Source organism: Amycolatopsis heterodermiae (assembly GCF_034929455.1).
In the GTDB taxonomy this organism is placed as follows: domain Bacteria; phylum Actinomycetota; class Actinomycetes; order Mycobacteriales; family Pseudonocardiaceae; genus Amycolatopsis; species Amycolatopsis heterodermiae.
The window spans coordinates 146207-165382 of record NZ_JAYFSI010000007.1; the positions used below are offsets into that span (position 1 = coordinate 146207).

The 19176-nt window shown below is 70.4% G+C and carries 18 protein-coding genes; 5 read left to right on the forward strand and 13 right to left on the reverse strand.

Annotation, left to right across the window (positions count from 1 at the left end):
- Positions 1 to 555: 555 nt before the first annotated feature.
- The 4 genes from VA596_RS28370 to VA596_RS28385 all read right to left on the reverse strand — a co-directional run bounded on the left by VA596_RS28370 (position 556) and on the right by VA596_RS28385 (position 3539).
- Positions 556 to 1221, reverse strand: coding sequence for a maleylpyruvate isomerase N-terminal domain-containing protein (locus VA596_RS28370; protein WP_323331230.1), 666 nt, complete (start codon positions 1219 to 1221; stop codon positions 556 to 558).
- Between the two features lie 323 nt (positions 1222 to 1544).
- Entirely contained in the window at positions 1545 to 2105 is a 561-nt protein-coding gene (locus VA596_RS28375; RefSeq protein WP_323331231.1) for a hypothetical protein, read from the reverse strand.
- A 77-nt stretch (positions 2106 to 2182) separates the two neighbouring features.
- Positions 2183 to 2914 (reverse strand): anti-sigma factor, encoded by a 732-nt coding sequence (locus VA596_RS28380; protein ID WP_323331232.1) that lies wholly within the window; start codon positions 2912 to 2914, stop codon positions 2183 to 2185.
- Positions 2871 to 3539: an RNA polymerase sigma factor gene (locus VA596_RS28385; protein ID WP_323331233.1), complete on the reverse strand. Its 669-nt coding sequence runs from the start codon at positions 3537 to 3539 to the stop codon at positions 2871 to 2873. Before VA596_RS28385 ends, VA596_RS28380 begins: the two co-directional genes overlap by 44 nt.
- 196 nt (positions 3540 to 3735) lie before the next feature.
- Here VA596_RS28385 and VA596_RS28390 point away from each other — a divergent pair, with 196 nt between their 5' ends.
- From VA596_RS28390 to VA596_RS28410, 5 genes are all read left to right on the forward strand, one after another.
- A complete protein-coding gene (locus VA596_RS28390) occupies positions 3736 to 4566 on the forward strand; it encodes a DUF4397 domain-containing protein (RefSeq protein WP_323331234.1) in 831 nt (276 codons plus the stop codon).
- A gap of 140 nt (positions 4567 to 4706) precedes the next feature.
- Positions 4707 to 5237, forward strand: coding sequence for a class F sortase (locus VA596_RS28395; RefSeq protein WP_323331235.1), 531 nt, complete (start codon positions 4707 to 4709; stop codon positions 5235 to 5237).
- Positions 5238 to 5406: 169 nt separating this feature from the next.
- Positions 5407 to 5730: a SpoIIE family protein phosphatase gene (locus tag VA596_RS28400; protein ID WP_410171934.1), complete on the forward strand. Its 324-nt coding sequence runs from the start codon at positions 5407 to 5409 to the stop codon at positions 5728 to 5730.
- A 17-nt stretch (positions 5731 to 5747) separates the two neighbouring features.
- A complete protein-coding gene (locus tag VA596_RS28405) occupies positions 5748 to 5903 on the forward strand; it encodes a hypothetical protein (protein WP_323331237.1) in 156 nt (51 codons plus the stop codon).
- A 720-nt stretch (positions 5904 to 6623) separates the two neighbouring features.
- Complete coding sequence (locus VA596_RS28410) at positions 6624 to 7820, forward strand: hypothetical protein (protein WP_323331238.1); 1197 nt, start codon at positions 6624 to 6626, stop codon at positions 7818 to 7820.
- 127 nt (positions 7821 to 7947) lie between these two features.
- Here the strand turns inward: VA596_RS28410 and VA596_RS28415 are convergent, their stop codons facing one another.
- The 9 genes from VA596_RS28415 to VA596_RS28455 form a co-directional block, all read right to left on the reverse strand.
- Positions 7948 to 8382, reverse strand: coding sequence for a hypothetical protein (locus VA596_RS28415; RefSeq protein WP_323331239.1), 435 nt, complete (start codon positions 8380 to 8382; stop codon positions 7948 to 7950).
- Positions 8383 to 8669: 287 nt separating this feature from the next.
- Complete coding sequence (locus VA596_RS28420) at positions 8670 to 9017, reverse strand: hypothetical protein (protein ID WP_323331240.1); 348 nt, start codon at positions 9015 to 9017, stop codon at positions 8670 to 8672.
- 311 nt (positions 9018 to 9328) lie between these two features.
- Positions 9329 to 10549, reverse strand: a complete 1221-nt coding sequence (locus VA596_RS28425) for an MFS transporter (protein ID WP_323331241.1) — start codon at positions 10547 to 10549, stop codon at positions 9329 to 9331.
- A 26-nt stretch (positions 10550 to 10575) separates the two neighbouring features.
- Positions 10576 to 11613, reverse strand: a complete 1038-nt coding sequence (locus VA596_RS28430) for a 3-oxoacyl-ACP synthase III family protein (protein WP_323331242.1) — start codon at positions 11611 to 11613, stop codon at positions 10576 to 10578.
- A gap of 23 nt (positions 11614 to 11636) precedes the next feature.
- Entirely contained in the window at positions 11637 to 12890 is a 1254-nt protein-coding gene (locus VA596_RS28435; RefSeq protein WP_323331243.1) for an ATP-grasp domain-containing protein, read from the reverse strand.
- A 10-nt stretch (positions 12891 to 12900) separates the two neighbouring features.
- On the reverse strand, positions 12901 to 14853 hold the full coding sequence (locus VA596_RS28440; RefSeq protein WP_323331244.1) for an acetyl/propionyl/methylcrotonyl-CoA carboxylase subunit alpha: 1953 nt from the start codon (positions 14851 to 14853) through the stop codon (positions 12901 to 12903).
- A gap of 7 nt (positions 14854 to 14860) precedes the next feature.
- Positions 14861 to 16465 carry a carboxyl transferase domain-containing protein gene (locus VA596_RS28445; protein ID WP_323331245.1) on the reverse strand — a complete coding sequence of 535 codons (1605 nt, stop codon included), beginning with the start codon at positions 16463 to 16465 and terminating at the stop codon, positions 14861 to 14863.
- On the reverse strand, positions 16462 to 17670 hold the full coding sequence (locus tag VA596_RS28450; RefSeq protein ID WP_323331246.1) for an 8-amino-7-oxononanoate synthase family protein: 1209 nt from the start codon (positions 17668 to 17670) through the stop codon (positions 16462 to 16464). The genes VA596_RS28445 and VA596_RS28450 overlap by 4 nt, the downstream gene beginning before the upstream one ends.
- A gap of 9 nt (positions 17671 to 17679) precedes the next feature.
- Positions 17680 to 18540: a 3-hydroxybutyryl-CoA dehydrogenase gene (locus VA596_RS28455; protein ID WP_323331247.1), complete on the reverse strand. Its 861-nt coding sequence runs from the start codon at positions 18538 to 18540 to the stop codon at positions 17680 to 17682.
- Between the last annotated feature and the right edge of the window lie 636 nt (positions 18541 to 19176).

Genomic DNA, 19176 nt, shown 5'->3' on the forward strand with positions numbered 1-19176 from the left:
CTCGCGCACTGGACCGACCCGACGCACCGCCCGACTTGCCGTCGAAGACTCACTCAGCGACGAAAATCCAGGCACGGCAAGCGATCGCAGGCACGCTTGGCGGCGTAACAGCCGAGAGCGCCCAGTCGACATCGGCACTGCGGCACCCGCCGTAAGGCCCGGGACGGCGGCAACTTCCCCGAGATTGCCGCCGTCCCAGGCTCATACACGATCTCGCGCCGAACACGCGATCGCGGGCTCTCCCGGAGCCGGCCGGTGCTCCTGGACGCGGCTCATACCGCGCCACCGAAGGATCTGTTACCCGACAATGAACCGGAGAGAATGGCGCGTGACCGGCGAGTGCGTGGTGCGAGAGGAGGGCGGCGAGCCGGTGCAGCAGACCTGGGTGCCGCTCGGCGCGTCGCCCGGTTTCGCCGACGACGAGGCGTTGATCATGACTTGGCGTGCGACCGGACCGGCAATCTTGGACGAACTGGTGTGCAACGCTCTACGCACGGCTGCGGATACTCGAGGCAATGTCCGCGGGCATGGCCCGTGCCCCGGTCCGCCGCCAGGTCATTCTTCGAGATCTCGGTCCGGCAGGTCGCCGAGGGTGGCGAACCCGGCCAGGTAAGGTTCCACGTCTCCCTTCGCCGTCCACCAGCGCAACTGGGCGGCCGACCTCCGGGACATCACGGCCCTGGTCAGCTCGAACTCGTCAGCACGGACGACGGTCGCGGCATCTTCGGCCGGCCCCCGGGAAACCCACCGCCAGATGCCGCCGTCGAGCAGAATCGGTGGCTCGTCGGCGACCGCGGCCCCGAATCGCCCGGCGAAGTCGTCGCGCAAGCTCGCCAGCCCCGGCGTGGCCCGTCCGCCCGGGACCCGGAGGGCGCCACGGAGATCCTGCTCGTGGATGAGGATATCGGCCAGCGGGCGGCTGGTGTGCTCGCGCATCCACCGTCGCATCGGCTCGACCAGGCCCGCCCACTCCTCCAGCAGCTCCACGACCGGCCGGTTCGCGCGCCGATCCACCTGCCGTTGCGTCCAGGCTTCGTTGTGGTCGTCGGGCTCGTCACCGGCCAGCACGTCGGCGTTCAGGCCGATCATGTGCGCGAGCAGGTCACGCACAGTCCACTCCGGACAGGCCGGAACCGTCTCGGCCGCTTCTCCCGAGGAAAGATCCCCGGTCAAGCCGGTCACCCGGTGCTGTGCGTTCGTCCACTCCTCGATGGGATCCACGCCTCCAGTGCACCACGGCTACCTCGCCCTTTCACTGTGCGACACCCCGAATGGACGCACAGCACGCCGGCGGGAGCTTCTGCTCCCCCGAACGACCAGAGCGGCACTGATCGACTGCGAGAACCAGTGATCGGCCCGATCGGCGCCGTCACGCCAGAAGTAGAGGCCATCACCGGTGCTGTGGCCGATCAGCCGCGGTCGCGCTCATGAGAACGACGGTGCCGAAGCCACGAGCCAGTCGAGCGCGGCCGCGGCGTCGCGGTAGCTCAGGTAGGCGTGCAAGGGTGGCCGGCGGCAACCGGCCACCCCAGCTCGCTGGTCGTCTACTTGCGAATCATCGGGTTTCCGTAACCGATGACCAGACCCTGGGTGAAGGCGGTGACGCCGAAGGTCTTGTTCAGCAGCGCCGCCGCAGGCGCGGTGAGCGCCAGGGTAACGCCGTCGGCCGTTGCCGCGCCGATGGTGAACAGGTCGGCGCGCGCGCCGAAGTTGATCCGGCCGCTGAGCACGCCACGCTTGAGGTCGATCGTGTAGCTGGTCAGGTAGAGGCACTTGCCGCCGGCGCGCAGCAAGAGGCCGCCGACGTGCTCGATCGTCCCGTCGTTGGGGTTGCCGACGATCGTGAAGCCGAACACGGTCTTTCCCGCGGGGTGACCGACCTTGGCCAGCACCGGCGACACCTTCACGCCGAGCGAGGTGAGCGCGCCCGCCGCGGCGGGATCCAGCGTCAGGTCGGTACGCCCCTTCCCGAAGTGGTAACCGTGGTGGTGCGAGACGACGTGGGACGAAGCACTGACCGGCTGGGCCGCCTGGGCGGGCGCAGCGACGACGCCGGCCATGGCGGCCGCGGCTGCGATGACCACCCCGAGCATGCGAAGGCGCATGAGATGACTCCGTTCTCGTTGCTTCCTGGACACGGGGGATACGCGGCAAGTCCGTCGAACGGATGCAGGAATCCCGGTCAGGTGCCGAGGGTTCCTTGCAACATGCTGACGCCGTGTTCTTGCTGCCCAAGCTCCTGTGCGGAAATGTCGACGACCGGATAGCTGCTCAACGCGAGATTCGGAGGCACCGAGACATCGGCTTCGGTGCCCGCCGTCACGCCGAGCGGAATCATCGTCTTGGTGCCGTCGAAGAGCCAGATCTCGTACAGCCCGGTCGGAGCGGGCATGCCGGTCAGCTGGACTCTGAGCCGCAACGTGCCCGTCCCCGTGTCGACGATCCGGACCACGCCGGCCGCACCGGCGGGTGCAGATGCCTGGCGATTCAGCTGAGCCTGGGCGACGACCCGGTCGTCCTGGCCCCCAGTGTCGACGGCGATCAACGTGCCGATCACACCGATCGCCGCGGCAACGGCCGCGACAACGGCATACCGGGCCCTGCGGGAGAACCGGCGATCGCTTGCCCGATCGCCACCCGGGCCGTGGAAGGGCAGCACCTGGCCGCTGCCTTCAGCTGACGGCGAGCGGGGCGCCTGACCGGTTTCGGTGGCGATCCGGTCCCAAATGGCTTCCCGCACCGGCGGCAGCGACGTTTCCGTCACCGTCTCGCGACCGAGTCCCGCGACGGCACGCAGCGATTCGAGCTCTTCCCGGCAGTCGGCGCACCGGTCGAGGTGGGCGGTGTCGTCCGGGCCGGGCGGTTGTTCGTCAAGGGCGAGCAGCACGAGACGATCGGGATCCGGGTGCGACATCGTTCACCTCCTCCGGTGCGCGGTCGAGCTGAGAGCGCAGGTTCTGCATCCCGCGGCGGAGATGGCTCTTGACCGTGCCCAGCGGCAGCCCGGTTTGCTCGGCTATCTGCGTGTGTGTCAGATCAGCATAGAAGGCCAGTTGGAGCACCTCCCGCTGAGACTCCGGCAGCCGGGTCAGACCGTCGGCGACGACCAGGCGGTCCAGCACGCGTTCCGGCGATTCGGCCGTGAACCCTTCCGCCGGTGCGACAGCGGCGGCCGCGTCGCTGTCCCGCTGCTGGCGTCCACGTGCCCGCAGCAGGTCGACGATGCGGCGCCGCGTGATCCCCAGCAGCCAGGCCAGCAACCCGGCCTTCTCCGGGTCGTAGGTCCGACGGCCGTTCCACGCGGAGACGAAGGTCGCCTGCACGACGTCGTCGACGTCGGCGGGGTCGCGCAGGCTGGCCCTGGCCAGGCGCTGCACCGCGGGCCCGTGCCGGTCGAACACGACGCGCAAGGTCTCCGGCTCACCGGCGGCGAACCGCCAGGGGAGATCGTCGGCCGTGTCGCTCGTCGCGGCATCTTCGGACACGAACGACACCATAGCCGCAGGCGGCGGCGAGGCGACACCTTTGGTCATCAGCATCGTCGCTTCCTCAAGGAGTTCGCAGCGGACCCGGCCGGGACAGAGTTCCAGCGAAGGAAGTACGTCCACCGAGCCCGGTGCGGATGCGTGCAGGCGCGGGATGTTTCGGCGGAAAACCGCCGCAGGACTGCATCCGGCCGGGTGGTTCCGGACGAATCGACAAGCACCTGAACCGTCGTCCCCGAAGGAGCAGCTGATGAAAGCCCCCTTGCGCTCGCTCGCCTTGCTGGCTTCAGCCGGAATCCTGGCCACGCTGCCGGTCGTTCTGCCCGGGGTCGCGACCGCGGCCGACGAGTCGATGGTGTCGGTGGTGCACGGGATTCCCGGCCAGCCGGTCGACGTCTACGTCAACGGGAAGAAGACCCTCGACAACTTCCAGCCCGCTAGCGTCGCCGGCCCCCTCAGCCTGGCCGCCGGCACCTATGACGTCGCGCTGACCAAGCCGGGTGAGCCGGCGAGCAGTGCGTTGCTGGAGAACAAGAGTCTCTCGGTGCCGGGCGGCAAGAACCTCAGCCTGGTGGCGCACCTCGACACCGCGGACAAGCCGGCGCTGACCGCGTTCGTCAACGACACCGCGATGATCGCCGCGGGCAAGGCGCGGCTCGTCGTGCGGCACACCGCGGCGGCGCCCGCGGTGGACGTCCGTGCAGCGGGCAAGCCGGTGTTCCCCGGTCTGACCAACCCGAACGAAGCGAAGGCCGACTTGCCCGCGGGAACGGTGAACGCCGACGTGACCCTCGCCGGGACCAGCACCGTGGTGCTCGGCCCGAAGGACCTGGACCTCGCGCCGGGGACCTCGACGATCGTGTACGCGATCGGTTCCGCCGGCGCAAAGACGCTCGCGCTCACCGCGCAGACGATCAAGGACCTGGGCGGCGCGCCGTCCTCGATGCCCACCGGTACCGGCGGGCTGGCTGATGACAACGCCGGTGCCTGGTGGTCTGCACTGTCCGTGAGCGGCGTCGTCCTCGTACTCCTCGGAATCGTCTTGCTTTTCCGGCGGCGCGCGGACACGCGAACCCGGTGAACCGAGATCGAGGCAGCGGTGCGCCACGGCGATTCGCCGGGGCGCACCGCCCCGCTGCCGTCGCGCTGATCACCACCGGGGTGCTGGCGATCGCGACCGGGACCCTGCTGAGCACCAAACCGGACCCCGGCAGCACAGCGGTGATCGTCACCCGGCTGGAGGAACCGGTACCGGCCGTGGTGCCGCCTCCCACCGGATCCGCACGGCCGACGGCCCCGAAACCCGCTGTCCGGCCGGTTCTCCTGACCATTCCCCTGATCGGCGTCACGGCGAAGGTCACGCCGGCGGGGGTCGACCAGACCGGCGCTTTCTCGGTTCCGCCGAGCGTCGACACCGTCGGCTGGTATCGGTTCGGACCTGCGCTGGACGCCCCCGCCGGTTCGCTCGTGATCGGCGGCCATGTCGACAGCGCCGCCGCCGGTCCCGGAGCGTTCTTCCGCTTGCGGGAACTCAACCCGGGATCGGCCCTGTCACTCACCGGCGAGGATGGCGTGACCCGCTCCTACGTCGTCGTGGCGCGGGAGCAGATACCCAAGGACAAGATCGACCTGCAGCCCTACTTCGCGACCACCGGCAGTCCCCGCGTCACGCTGTTCACCTGCGGCGGCACTTTCGACCGGGCGGACAGGAGCTACCGGGACAACATCGTGGTCACGGCCGTGCCCAGGTGATACCCGAACTTCCGCGGTTACGGTGTCTCGACTGGACACCCGCCCTCGCACCTTTCTCCGCTACCGCAGGCAATCGAGGATGGTGGCGCGCTGTTCGTGGTCGCCGGTCAGCCGGCCGCCGGGCCTCGCCCACGCCTCCCACACCCTCACCACGATCAACCCCGACCTCATGGCGACCGTGCTGCTGGCCCGCATCGACCCCACCACCGGCCACACCCAGCTCGCCAACGGCGGCCACCCCGAACCCGTCCTCGTCGGGACAACAGGCGACACGACGTCGTCACCTACGCCGACGACACCGTGCTCTTGGCCATCCGCCGCTCCTCCGGTCAGGCGAGATCAGCCATCGAGCGTGAATCCCCTCCTCGCGGCCGGGCCGGGACCTCGCCGCCGTTCTCGATCGGATGAAGACACTTGTTTGACCGGCCGGACTCGTGGGCAATCACGGCCCGAAGCAAACGGCTCCGCCGCCAGGTGCGGTGCCTCCCAGTGAAAGAGAGCTTTACCAGCATGATCGTTCTCGGCGTCATCCTCCTCGTCATCGGTTTCCTCGTCGGCATCCCCGTGCTGTACACGATCGGCATCGTCCTGGCTGTCGCCGGGGTCATCCTGGCCGTGCTGGGCGGGACCGGGCGCAAGATCGGCGGGCGCGCGCACTGGTTCTGAGCTTCGCCATGGTGAAGCCACGCCTGGGGGCCTGCAGCAGGTAGGCCCCCAGGCAGGACTGGAAGCACCCGTACCTGACGGAGCCGCCACGGCTGTCGCTCCGAAAGGTCTATTGCCGGCCAGACCCTCGGGCAGCCGCGGCTCGTGCTCCTGCGAAGTGATCACCATCTTCTCCACCACGGGACGCAGCACGCCGGAGGTGACGACGTGATGCAGCCCCCGCGTCAGGACCGACCCGGGCGAGGTCTCCGGATGCATCAACCGGGGCATACCGGGAGCGAGCCCCTGCGCGCTGTCGACATAACGGCGCAGAAGCTGCCCGTAACGGCCGAACGCGCCAGCGTGGGTGCCGCCAGGCTCGCGCAGGCTGCGCCTGAGCGCGGTCTGGTGCATCGGCACCCCGTTGGCCCGCGTCGAACTGACCGGCCTGTTCACCACCCTCGCGCGACGAGCCGAACAGGAACTCACCGCCCGCGGCAGAGTCACGCACAGCGGGCCCCAGCGCACTCCGAGCAGCGCGGTGTCCCAACCACGCGCAGGAGCGCCGGCAGCCCGGCACAGCCCGCGGGGGGACGATCCACCACGACACCACCGCCGGCCGTTGCCTTGCCGGTCTTGCCCCTGGGGGCAGGGATCTCCGCCTCCGCTGCTTCCCGGGCGCCCGTTCCCGGTGATCGCCTCGGCCGGAACAGTGATTCGATGGCCCGAGTAACGGACTCGATGGACCGTGGCGAACGATCGAGGGGCGCACCGGCCGCCCGGTCGGTGGACCGGCGTGCGAATCTCCGCGGTTCGGAGCGGCTGCTGCTTGCTCTGCAGGAGCAGGCCGGGAACCGGGCGGTTCAAGGCGTGATCACGGGGTCGCGCGTTCCCGTCGTGCAGCGGGCGACCGGGCTGGCCGCCGACGTCGGCGGCTTCGTCGGCAGCTTGACCGGTGCGTTCGATGGCTGGAGTGCTCCCACGGCCGACGTAACCTCCCGCAGGAAGGCGCTCGCCACCGCCATCAACGAGAGGCTCGGCCAGATCGGCGTCCCGAAGATCAGCCTGCTCCCCGGTCTGACCGGAACCGGCGGCAGCGTGTCCGGCACCTTCCACCCCGCCACCTGGATCCTCGACGTATCCCCCGATTCCCTGCAACAGCCCGCCCTCAACACGCAGCAGCGCGCCGAACTGGCGGACACCGTTCTCCACGAAAGCCGCCACGCCGAGCAGTTCTTCCGCGCTGCGCGGCTGCTGTGCGCCCAGGAAAGCAAGGCGGATTCGCAGAAGAAGAAGACCGAACGGCGGGACGACAACACCATTGCCGACTCGGTCGCGAAGACCCTCAACATGGCCCTGGACGTGGTCCGGATCGCGCAGAAGGCCGGCGGCGAGCTGAGCGGGGAGGAGGAAAAGGAGGCGCGGCAATGGTCCGAATCCATCCCGTACAACGCCGATGTGCACAAGCAACTGCAAGAGAAAAAAGCCGCGTGGCAGCTCTCCTGCCGGGAGGTGCGGGACTTCCAGAGGGACTACACCGCCGCCCCGAAGTGGCCGAACCACCCGCGGATGCCGATCGACAACGAGACGTTCCAGGGCCGGTTCAAGAACCTGGAGAAGCGGTTCGATCAGACGTTCGTGCAGTACGGGCAGGCCTACCGGATGTACCAGCTGGGGTTGTCCTTCGAGGCGGACGCCTGGCAGGTCGGTCAAGCGGCGTACGCCGCCGTGGACGGGAAGCCGCCCGCGGACCTCGACACGAAGCTCGCCACCCTCCGGGCACCCTGGGACAGCGTACTCGCCGACTGGCGGGCCTGGCTCATCACCGCGCCGCCGCGCCCCCACCGCGATCCGTCGACCATCCAGCAGCTGGTGCAGCGCCACGCGATCCCCGCCGAACTCGAGTCGCTCCGCGAGGACGTCGAGCCGGCGTCCTAGGGGCGGTACCGAAGTCGATCAGAACCACTCGTCGATCGCTGCGACAGGGACGGTGGCCGCCATGGTCGCGATCCTCACCGCCGAGGACCAGGGCGCTCTCACCCCCCTTCGGTGACCATCCGGTAGTTCAGCACGATGTACCCGCTGGAGGGACCGCGTTGCGGCAGCCGGCGGTCACCTCGCTTTCCGGGCCCGAATAGCGGTACAACGCCGATCGGTTCGCGTTCAGCCCGCCGTCGTAGTAGAGATCGATGTCTCCGTTGGGGCCGTCGGCTTTCGCCGGCCGGGGATCGGCCGCGTCGAAGTCGATCCCGGAACCGGACGGGATCCGCACCTGGGCCGGCACTCCACTCGTGGCCACGCCGGACGGCGGCACCGGCGCGGAGGACGGGTTCGCCCCGGACACCGTGGTCGTGACGGTCACCGTCATCGGGGGGACACCGGCCGCGCCTTGGTCGTTGCCCACCTTGTAAGCCGCGAAAAGGCCGCCGATCAACGCGGCGATCACCGTGGCCATGGCCGTGACGACGGTTCCGCGGCGGGTGATGCGTGCTGCCCGCACCGCGGGGTCGATCTGCTCGTGATTACCTCGCCTACGCACCTTGTCCCCCCTCGGACCACGAATGATCACGCCCCTGCCCCAGTTGCCGTCTCGGATGTGCGTAGCCGTGACGGTGCATTTCCGGCGATTCACCATAGCGCCCCGACGCGCCGCGGACCGGCCCTGTCGCTGACCAGCTTTGACTCAAGGCACGGACGCCACCCGCTGCAGGTGATGCCTCGACCGCCGGGGAGGAAATTCGCCGAGCAGGGCCGCGATCCGGCGAGCCTCCAGGTCGCCCAGCGCGTCTAAGCCGGGCCTGCCCGCCCACATCCTGCTTGATCAGCCTGCGGGTTCGACGTCGAGGCCGGACCGCTGGCGAAATTCGGCGATCGTCTGCGCGTCACTGGATCGGCCAGGTCAGCCTCGGCTTCGTCGGCGCGGACGCGGGTGGCGAACTGCGCGAGCTCGGCCGGTTCCTGCATCTCTCCGATCTGCAGGATCTGCCCGGTCAGCTCGGCGAGTTCGGCAGTCGGCGGCAAGGCGTTGGCGACGCCGGCCAGCGCATGGGCCTTGCCCTGCAACTCCCGGGCAACGAACGCCCGGGCGACCTGAGCGAGCGACGGGCGGTAGACCGCGGCTGCCATGTCGATCATTTCGATCGTGTAGCGCTTGAGGTCGCGAGGAAGCCCACCGGAGACACTTCCAACGCGAGCCGAGCCGTCCACAGCTCGAATCCGTCAGCCATCGCGCTGCCCCAATCAAGCAGCACGCCGGGAGCGAGTTCACTGACCGATTCGACAGAGACATTTTCCAGGAAGCCGATGACTCCGTCACGCAAGGGAGCCGGCCACCGGGATATGCGGCTCGCGTGATCTGGATGAACCAATTCCCGCCTCCGTCCGGTCTGCCGCCTTGGTGAAAGTCGCAGAGCAGAACGCCGTCGCGAACGCACGAGAAGGTGCGATCACGCGACCTGTGGCTCGGCATCGACCCGCCGCGACCGGTCGCGCTCGGCCCAGCGCACCACCGCGGGAACGGCCAAGCCGGTGGCGGCGAAGATGCCACCGATCACGAACCAGCCCGGCGTCCCCCACGTGATGCACAGGGCGATCAGCACCGCCGGTCCCAACGTCACGCCGAGCCCCAAGCCCATCCCGAACAAGCCCTGGTACTGGCCGACCGCGTGCGGTGGCGCCAGGGTGAAGGACAGCTCGAAGCCGCCCGCCGCCTGCCAGAGTTCGCCGATCGTGTGGACCACCACCGCGGCCAGCAGGAACACGAGCGCCAGCCACGTCGGGGCGCCCGCCATCGCCGCGATCGCCACGCATGCCGCGAAGAAAGCGAAGCCGGCGCGCCGGAACGCCACGGCGCCGGCGTGGGTCGTGTCGATCCGGCGGCTCGCCCGGACCTGGAAGAACACCACGATCACCGTGTTGACCACCATCACGCCGGACACCGTCCAGTTCGGCGCGGTGGTCCGGGCGACCAGCCAGAGCGGGACCGCCGCCGTGAGCACCCGGTACTGGATCGCCATCACGCCGTCCAGCAGCGTCAGCACCAGGTACGGCCGGTCCCGCAGCGCAACCCAGCGGGGTCCCGCGCCGGCCGGTTTCGGCGGGACCGCCGGGAGGAACAGGACGATGGCCGTGCTCGCCGCGTAGGACAGCGCGCTGCCGCCGATCAGCAGCAGGTACGCGTTGCGCGTGTCGGCCGCGACGCCCCAGCCGGCCAGCAACGCGCCCACCGCGATGCCGAGGTTGGTCACCGAGCGCAGGTAGCCACGGAACTCGGCGGGCCGGTCGCCGCCGTACTCCTGCACCAGCGGGCTGCGGGCGGCGGGCCCGGCCGTCTGGGCCGCGGCGCCGAGGCTCGCGAAGACCACGAACGTCCAGAAGTCCTGAGCCAGGCACAGTCCTGTCATGGAGATCGCGCCGAGCACGAGTGTGAGCGCGTAAACGGTGCGGGCGCCGTGGCGGTCGGCGAGGTGGCCGAACGGGATCCCGGCCGCGAGCGACACCGCGCCCGCGATGGTCAGCCCGGCGCCGACCTGGACGGCCGGCAGCTGGACGACGCGGGTGAAGTACAGGACGCCGGCGGTCAGGTAAACGCCGTAGCCGGTCATCGTGACCAGGGTCGCCACGGCCAGCAGCCGGGGTGGTCCGCCGCGGGGCAGGAGCGCGGGCATGGCATGCCTTTCTCAGTGGTGGGACCTCAGTGGTGGGAAAGGGAAACGGCGTGGTCCTCGGCACCGGCTTCGGGACGCGGCGGCACGGCGGTCCACCGGCACAGGCCGACGCCGAGGTTCATGCCGCCGCCGAACCCGGCGAGCAGCACGACGTCACCCACGTTCAGCGCGCCGGCGCGGTGGGCGGCGTCGAGGGTGATCGGCACGGACGCCGCGCCGGTGTTGGCGAAGCGGTCGACGGTCAGGTGAAGGGCCGCGTTGGGCAGGTCGAGCGCTTCCCCCAGCTCGCGCAGCATGACGCCGTTCGCCTGGTGCGGCACGAAGTGGTCGACCGCGGTGGCCGGCAGGCCGCTTTCCCGCAGCGCACCCGCGATCGCGTCGGGGACGTGTCCGGTGACGAACTCGCGCACGCCACGGCCGTCCATGCGGAAGAAGTGCTCGCCGCCGGCGACCGAGCGCACCGAGGCGGGGACGCGGCTGCCGCCCGCGCGCACGCCGATGAGGCGGTGGGCGTCGCCGTGTCCGCGCAGCCGCGTGCCGATGACGCCCCCTCCCGCCGGAACGGGGCCGAGCACGACCGCCCCCGCTCCGTCACCGAACAGGATCGCGGTCTTGCGGTCACGCGCGTCCAGGATGCGGGAGTAGATGTCCGCGCCGATCACCAGCGCGTGCCCGCCGTCACGCACCAGCCCCTGGGCCATCGCCAGCGCGTAGACGAACCCGCTGCACACCGCGTTGACGTCGACGGCCGAAGCCGAGCGGGCGCCGATCAGGTGCTGGACCAGGCTGGCCGTCGCGGGCTGCGGGTGGTCCGGGGTGGAGGTGGCGACGACGATGTGGTCGACGTCTTCCGAGCTCAGACCGGCGGCGAGCAGAGCCCGATCCGCGGCGATCGCGGCCAGGTTGGACGTCGCCTGGCCCGGTGCCGCGTGCCGGCGCTCGCGGATGCCGGTCTTGCGTTCGATCCACGCCGCGTCGACGCCGGCCGCCGGGGCGATCTCGGCGTTGGGAACCACGCGGTCGGGCAGGTAGGAGCCGGTGCTGAGAATGCCGATGTCGGTCATGTCGGCCGTGTCTTCCTTCGGGGTCAGCGCAGGGCCCACAGGCCCGGCAGGCGGTCGGGTCCGGACTCGGTCACGAACTTCACCGAGTCCACGAGGTCGGCGGCCAGCGCGCTCGCCGCTTCGGGCGTCTCGGCGCCGACGACGATCAGGCCGACGCGGTCGCCGGAACGCTGCAGGGGCGCGATTTCGTCACCGGGTTCGACGCCCAGTTCCGCGTGCAGGACGGCCGGGTGCGCGAGCACCTCGTCCCAGCCTTCGACGGCGGCCAGGCGCCCGGGCGGCGGCGTGAGGTACCGGACGGCGGCACCGCGGCTTGGCGTCAGCGAGACGCCGGTGACCGGACGGCCCAGCATGTCGTCGAACACCAGCCCGTACAGCTCGAGACCGGGGATGGCGTGGGCGAGCATGCGGTGGATCCAGTCGCCGCCGAAGCGGCCGTGCACCTCGCCGAGCACGACGCCGTCCGCGGTGAGCCACAGCTCGACGTGGAAGCCGCCGACGCGCAGCCCCAGCGTCTTCAGCGCGCCGGCCACCTGCTCTTCGATCTCGAGGCGCCGGGTGTCCGGCAGCGGCGCGGGCAGGACGTGCCCGGTCTCGACGAAGAACGGCGGCGGCACCTTCTCCTTGGCCGTCACGGCGAGGATCTTCGGCTCACCCCCGAGGAAGACGCCTTCGACGCTGAACTCCGGGCCCTCGACGAACTGTTCGACGAGGAACGGCTTCGCGTCCGGCAGCAACGCGATCGCCGCGGGCAGCTGAGCGGCCTTGGTCACCAGGCTCACGCCGGTGCTGCCCATGGCGTCCCGCGGTTTCACGATCCACGGTCCCGCGTACTCGCCCAGGAACGCTTCCGCCGCGGCTTCGTCCGCGCACAGCCGCACGGTCGGCTGGGGGAACCCGGCGGCGGCCAGTGCCTCCCGGCAGGCGTCCTTGGTCCGGACGCGGTGCACGGCTTCGGGCGGGTTGCCCGGCGCGCCCACGGCTTCGGCCGTCTCGGCCACGGCGACCTGGGCCAGCTCCTGGAGTGCGTAAACGGCGTCGAAGTGCTCGTCCTGCGCCTTCGCCCAGGCCGCGGACTCGCCGGGCTTGAGGATGTCCACAGTGGACGTCTCCGAGGCCTTCCCGACGACGTCCTCGGTGGCGGCGAGGACGTCGGCGGTGTTGGTGACGTGCACACGCAAGCCGCGCGCCGCCGCCTGGGCCAGCGCCTCGGCCGCCATATCGAGGCTGAAGCTGAGTGGCCGGGCGCCCCCGACGAACAGCAGGGTTTCGGGCATGGGTTCTCCTTCAGGGTTTCAGGGTGACCAGGACCTGGTCGGCGGTGACGGTGGCGTTGAGGGCGCAGGAAAGGCGGTCGACGGTCCCGGCGAACGGCGCGACGATCCGGTTCTCCATCTTCATCGCCTCGACGACCACCAGCAGCTCCCCCGTTTCGACCCGGTCCCCGGGTTCGCACGCGACGCCGACGACGACCCCCGGCATCGGCGTGCGCACCGCGCCGTCGGAGGCGTCGCCGCCGCCTTCGTCGAAGGTGCGGCGCGCCAGGGCGACCCGGTGGCCGCCGAGGACGATCTCGCAGCCGTTCGCGGTGGGCAACCCCGTCCAGCGGGTGGTCCCGATCCGGCCGTCGAACAGGCCGTCCGGCCCACGCTCGGCGAAGACGGTGAACCGGCCGCCGTCGGTGCCGACGTGCAGTCCGGCCCGGTCGCGGGTCAGCAGCCGGGCCTCGCGGTCGTGGCCGTCATGCCGCAGGACGACCCGGCCGAGCGGAGCCTCCGGATCGAGCGCGGCGCGGTCGAACGCGCCGAGCGCGCCGGTCCACGGCGAAGCACCCGGCTCCTGGAGAGGCACCGCCATCGCCGCCGCGCACGCGAGCGCCTGCGCGTCCCGGCTGTGCGCCACGGGGCGAGCGGTGAAGGCGTCGACGAGGTGGGTGTCCACTCGCCCCTCGGCGACGCGCGGCTCGGCCAGCAGTTCGGCGAGGAAGCCGAGGTTGGTCGTCAGCCCGACGAGCGTGGTGCTCTCGATCGCCGCCCTGAGGCGAGCGAGCGCGGCCGAGCGGTCCGAACCGGTGGCGACCAGCTTCGCGACCATCGGGTCGTAGAACCCCGGTACCGCGCCGGACTCGTCGAACGCGGCCTCGACGCGGACGTTCGCCGGCCAGCGGACGACCTCCGCGTGACCGGGCGCGGGCCGGAACCCGTGCTCGGGGTCCTCGGCGTAGACCCGGCACTCGATCGCGTGCCCGGTGGCGCGGACCTGCCACTGCGGCAGCGGGAGCGGCTCGCCGTCGGCGACGAGCAGCTGCCATTCGACCAGGTCGAGCCCGGTGATCTCCTCGGTGACCGGGTGCTCGACCTGCAGCCGGGTGTTGACCTCGAGGAAGAAGAACCGGCCGTCGCCGTCGAGGATGAACTCGAACGTGCCCGCCCCGACGTAGCCGAGCGCGGTGGCGCCGCGAACCGCCGCGTCCAGCAGAGCGTGGCGCGTTGTCGCCGGCAGGTGCGGGGCCGGGGCCTCCTCGACGATCTTCTGGTGCCGCCGTTGCAGTGAGCACTCGCGTTCGAGGAGGTGGATGACGTTTCCGTGGCGGTCGCCGAAGACCTGGACCTCGATGTGCCGCGGCGCGGCGACGTACCGTTCGGCCAGCAGCCGTCCGTCGCCGAACCCGGCCCGGCCGAGCCGGACCGCCTCGTCGACGGCTTCGGGCAGCCCGGCCTCGGAGTGCACCACGCGCATCCCTTTGCCGCCGCCCCCGGCGACCGGCTTCAGGATCACCGGGAAGCCGATCCGGCGGGCGTCGGCGAGCAGGACGTCCGCCGACTCCGTCGCGTGCTCGGATCCCGGCAGCACCGGGACGCCGGCCGCGGCCATCAGTTCCCGGGCGCGGGCCTTGTCCCCCATGGCTTCGATCGTCGCGGCGTCCGGTCCGATGTAGAGGAGACCGGCTTCGGTGACGCGTGCGGCGAACTCCGGGTTCTCCGAGAGGAACCCGTACCCCGGGTGCACGGCGTCGCAGTCGGTCCGCAGGGCCGCGTCGACCACGGCGTTGATGTCAAGGTAGCTTTCCCGGGCCGCCGAGGGTCCGATGTGGACGGATTCGACCGCGCCGTCGAGGTGGGCCGCTCCGGAGTCGGCGTCGGAATAAACAGCCACGTAGTCGACGCCCAGCCGGTGGCAGGTGCGCGCGATCCGGCGGGCGATCTCCCCGCGGTTGGCGATCAGCACACGTTTCGGCATCGTCCCCTCACATCCTGAAGACCCCGAAGCGGGTCTCCCGCTTCGGCGCGTCGGCGGCCATGGCCAGGCACAACGTCAGCCAGTCCCGCGTCTCGACCGGGTCCACGACGGCGTCGACCCACAGCCGGGCCGCGTAGTACAGCGGCTGTGCCTGCCGCTCGTAGGAGGCGAGGATCGGCTCGCGGATCGCCGCTTCCTCCTCGAGCGTGAGCTCACGGCCCTCCTTGGCGAGCTGGTCGGCACGGATCAGCGTCATCACCTTCGCCGTCTGCTCCGCACCGACCACAGTGGACCGCGCGCTCGGCCACATCGCCATCAGCTGCGAGCCCATCGACCGGCCGCACATGGCGAAGTTGCCCGCGCCGTAGCTGCCGCCGACGACCAGGCTGAACTTCGGCACCTTCGCGCACGAGACGGCGTTGACGAGCTTGGCGCCGTGCTTGGTGATGCCGCCGGCCTCGTATTCGGCGCCGACCATGAACCCGTTGATGTTGTGCAGGAACACCAGCGGGATGTCGCGTTGCGCGCAGACTTCGATGAAGTTCGCGGCCTTCTGCGCGCTCTCGGAGAACAGGACGCCGTCGTTGATCAGCACACCGGCCGGGTAGCCGCCGACGTGCCCGGTCCCGCAGACGATCGTCGGGCCGAACCGCGCGCGGTACTCGGTGAACTCGCTGTCGTCGAGCAGCCGCGCGAGGATCTCGCGGGCCGGGATGTGCTCCTTCAGCCCGGCGCTGACGACCCCGAGCAGCTCGGCCGGGTCGTACTTCGGCGGGCGCGGCGGCCGGGACGGCGCGGCCAGCGGCGGTCGCGGGCTGCGTGCGGCGAGGTCGCGCAGGATCTCGAGGGCGTGGTCGTCGTTCTCGGCGAGGTGGTCGGCGACCCCGGTGACGCGGGTGTGCAGATCCGCGCCGCCGAGCGTCTCCGCATCGACGATCTCGCCGGTCGCGGCGCGCACGAGTTGCGGGCCGCCGAGGAAGACCGTGCCCGTGCCGCGGACCATGACCGTCTCGTCGCACATCGCCGGGATGTACGCGCCGCCGGCGGTGCACGAACCCATCACCGCCGCCAGCTGCGGGAGCCCTTCGGCGGACAGCTCGGCGATGTTGCGGAAGATCCGGCCGAGGTGGTCCTCGTCGGGGAACAGGTCCTCCTGCAGCGGCAGGAATACGCCGCCGGAGTCGACGAGGTAGATGCAGCCGAGGCCGTTCTCCCGGGCGATCTTCTGGCCACGCAGGTGTTTGCGGACGCCGAGCGGGAAGTAGGTGCCGCCCTTCACGGTGGCGTCGTTGGCGAAGACCATGAACGGACGTCCGGCGACGATCCCGACGCCCACGACGAGCGCGGCCGAGGGCACCGGCTCCTCGTAGACGTCGTGTGCGGCGAGCTGGCCGACCTCCAGCAGCGGGGTGCCGGGGTCGAGCAGCCGCGCGATGCGCTGCCGGGCGGTCAGCTTGCCGCGGTCCGCGTGCTTGCGGTGGGCCTTCTCGGTGCCGCCGGCTATCGCGGCGGCCCTGGCCGCGGCAATGGCGTCACGGTTGGCCTCGAAGTCTTCGGTGTTGCGGCGGAACGCGTCCGATCGGATGTCGACGTGCGAGAGCAGCGCGGTCATGCCGCTGCGCTCAGAGAGGTCAGCAGCCCCGCGAACTGCTCGATCTCGGCGGTGGTCATGCTGGCGCGCAGCATGATCCTCAGGCCCGCCTTGCCGCGGCCGATGATCGGGAAGAAGATCGGCGAGACGTAGAAGCCTGCGCGGAACAGGTCCTGTGCGAGCCGGACCGTCGCGTCCTCCGAGCCCACCCGGACGAACCGGATCGGCAGGCCGTCGCCGCGTTCGCCGGTCTCCACCAGGCGGTCGAAGAGGGCGATGTTGTCCTGCAGCCGCTGCTGCAGCGCGGTCAGCTCGTCGGTGCGGTGCAGCTCCGCGGACGCGAGCAGGCCGCCGAGACCTGCGGTGTTGATGCGCTGCGACCACATCAGCGGGCCGCCGTTGCGCTGCGCGGTGTCCAGCCGCCACTGGGAGCCGCGCTTGCCGAGGAAGATCGCGCCGCCGGATGCGCCGAAGCCCTTGTTCAGCGAGGTGATGATGATCGTCCGGTCGTTGATCTGGCCCAGTTCCTCCAGGACGACGCCGCGTCCACGGTGACCGACCGTCGAGATGCCGTGGGCCTCGTCGAAGACCAGGAACAGGCCGTACTTCTCCTGCAGGGCGAGAAGTTCCTTCACCGGGGCCTGGCCGCCGGTGCTGTAGACGCCGTCGGCAACGTAGGCGACTCGCTTGTGCTGCTTGCACAGGGCTTCGAGCGCCTCGACGTCGTTGTGCGGTACCACGGCGACCTCGGTCTCGTCGGCGACGCTCGGCTTCATCGCGTTGAGGCAGAAATGCGCGTTCTTGTCGAACACCATCAGCGGCGGCTCGCCCTCGGTGAAGATCCCGGAGGCGACCAGCGGCAGCGCGGCCCATGCCGCGGCGGCGCACGAGTTGAGCGTCACGGCCTCGACGTCGAAGAGTTCCGACAGGGCGGCTTCGGCGTCCTTCAGGACACCGAAGCGGACGCGCATCCGGGACGTCGACGTGTTGAGCGCACCTTCGGCGAGCACGGCGTCCGCCGCGGCCTGCACCAGCTTCGGGTGCGTGTCGAGGCCGAGGTACGAATACGAGGACATGTTGACGAACTCGTGGCCGTCGTCGAGGGCGCGGTGGCGACCGTCGCCGAGGCCGGCGACGACGACGTCGAACAGGCCGGCCTTGTCGGTGACGTCCCAGAAGTCGTCGCTGATCCGGGCGGACTTCTTGATGTTCAGGAACGAGTGCACAGTTCTCCTTCAGTACGTGTGGAAGCCGCGGCCGGTCTTGCGGCCGAGGTGGCCGGCTTCGACGAGCCGGGAAAGCGACGGCGGGGCGGCGTAGAGGGGCTGCTTGAACTCCTCGTGCAGCGCGGCCGCTATGGCCGCGACGACGTCGAGGCCGATCAGGTCGGCGAGCTTGAGCGGGCCCATCGGGTGCGCGCAGCCCAGTTCCATGGCGCGATCGACGTCCGCGGCGGGGCAGTAGCCGGTGTCGACCATGCGGATCGCGGACAGGAGGTACGGGATCAGCAGGGCGTTGACGACGAAGCCGCTCTGGTCGGCGACGGTGACCGGCTGCCGGTCCAGGGTGTGCTCCGCGAAGTTCGTCACGCGCTCGGTCACCTCGGCGGCCGTCGTCAGCGCCGGCACGATCTCGACGAGCCGCATCGCGGTGACGGGGTTGAAGAAGTGCAGGCCCAGCACGCGGTCGGGGCGTGTGGTCACCGCGGCGAGCCGGGTGATCGCGATCGCCGAGGTGGTACTGGCGAGAATCGTGTCGTCGCCGGCGATCTTGTCCAGGGTGGCGAAAAGCCCGAGCTTGAGCTGCTCGTCCTCGGGGATCGCCTCGACGACGAGCTGCCGGTCGCCGAGTTCGGCGAGGTCCGTGCCGACGCTGATCCGGGCCAGTGCGGTGTCGCGCTCGGCCGGTGTCAGCTTGCCCTTGGCGACGCGGCGGTCGAGGGACGCCGAGATCTTCCGCGGTGCCGCCGTCAGCGACGACTCCCGTGACACCGCCAGCCGGACGTCCAGCCCCCGGGTCGCGCAGAGCTCGGCGATCCCCGCGCCCATCGCGCCCGAGCCGACCACGCCGACCCGGGTGATTCCCTTCGCACCCACTTGTTTTCCCCGCATTCTTTCGCGTGAATGACCGATTGTTTTCCGGAACCGAATGTTCGATCGCGCACCCTTCCGGGCACTTTGCCAATCAGGGGAAACGTGCTCGAACGGACGCCGCGCGCGGCTCGCCGCCGCGTCGCGTTCCACTGTGGTACCCCCGTGCCCGGCTCACTTCACCCCAGTCCGTGGCCTTCGCCAGTCTGCACATCGCCGGCACGACGGCGCTAGAGGGGCAACTCCCCCACCTTTGTCCCGCACCCTTCGAGCGAGAGCTCCATCTTTGCTTTGAGCAGGGAAAATCGAGCAGGGAATCCCGGCAGACACCGAAGGTCCGGACCACTTGTGCGGCACGGGTCACCTGGCGATGACCCGGGACGCAAACGCGCCACCTCCTGTAAACCCCCGAACGGGCTAGCGACCGGTCCGTCGGCCACGCGGGCCGGTCAGGCGAATCTGGGGGAAGTCACCCCAGTCCGGCATGCGGCGGCTCCGGTATCACGGTGATGTCATTCCAGTATTCGGTCCGCCTTGGCGCGGACCGGCCCTTCGTGTATCCAAGAGGCCTGTCCGGAGGGGCCGGAGAGCTGGGGGCTCAATTCGATGCGCGAATACGATTATTCCTTTTTCGCGGCCGCT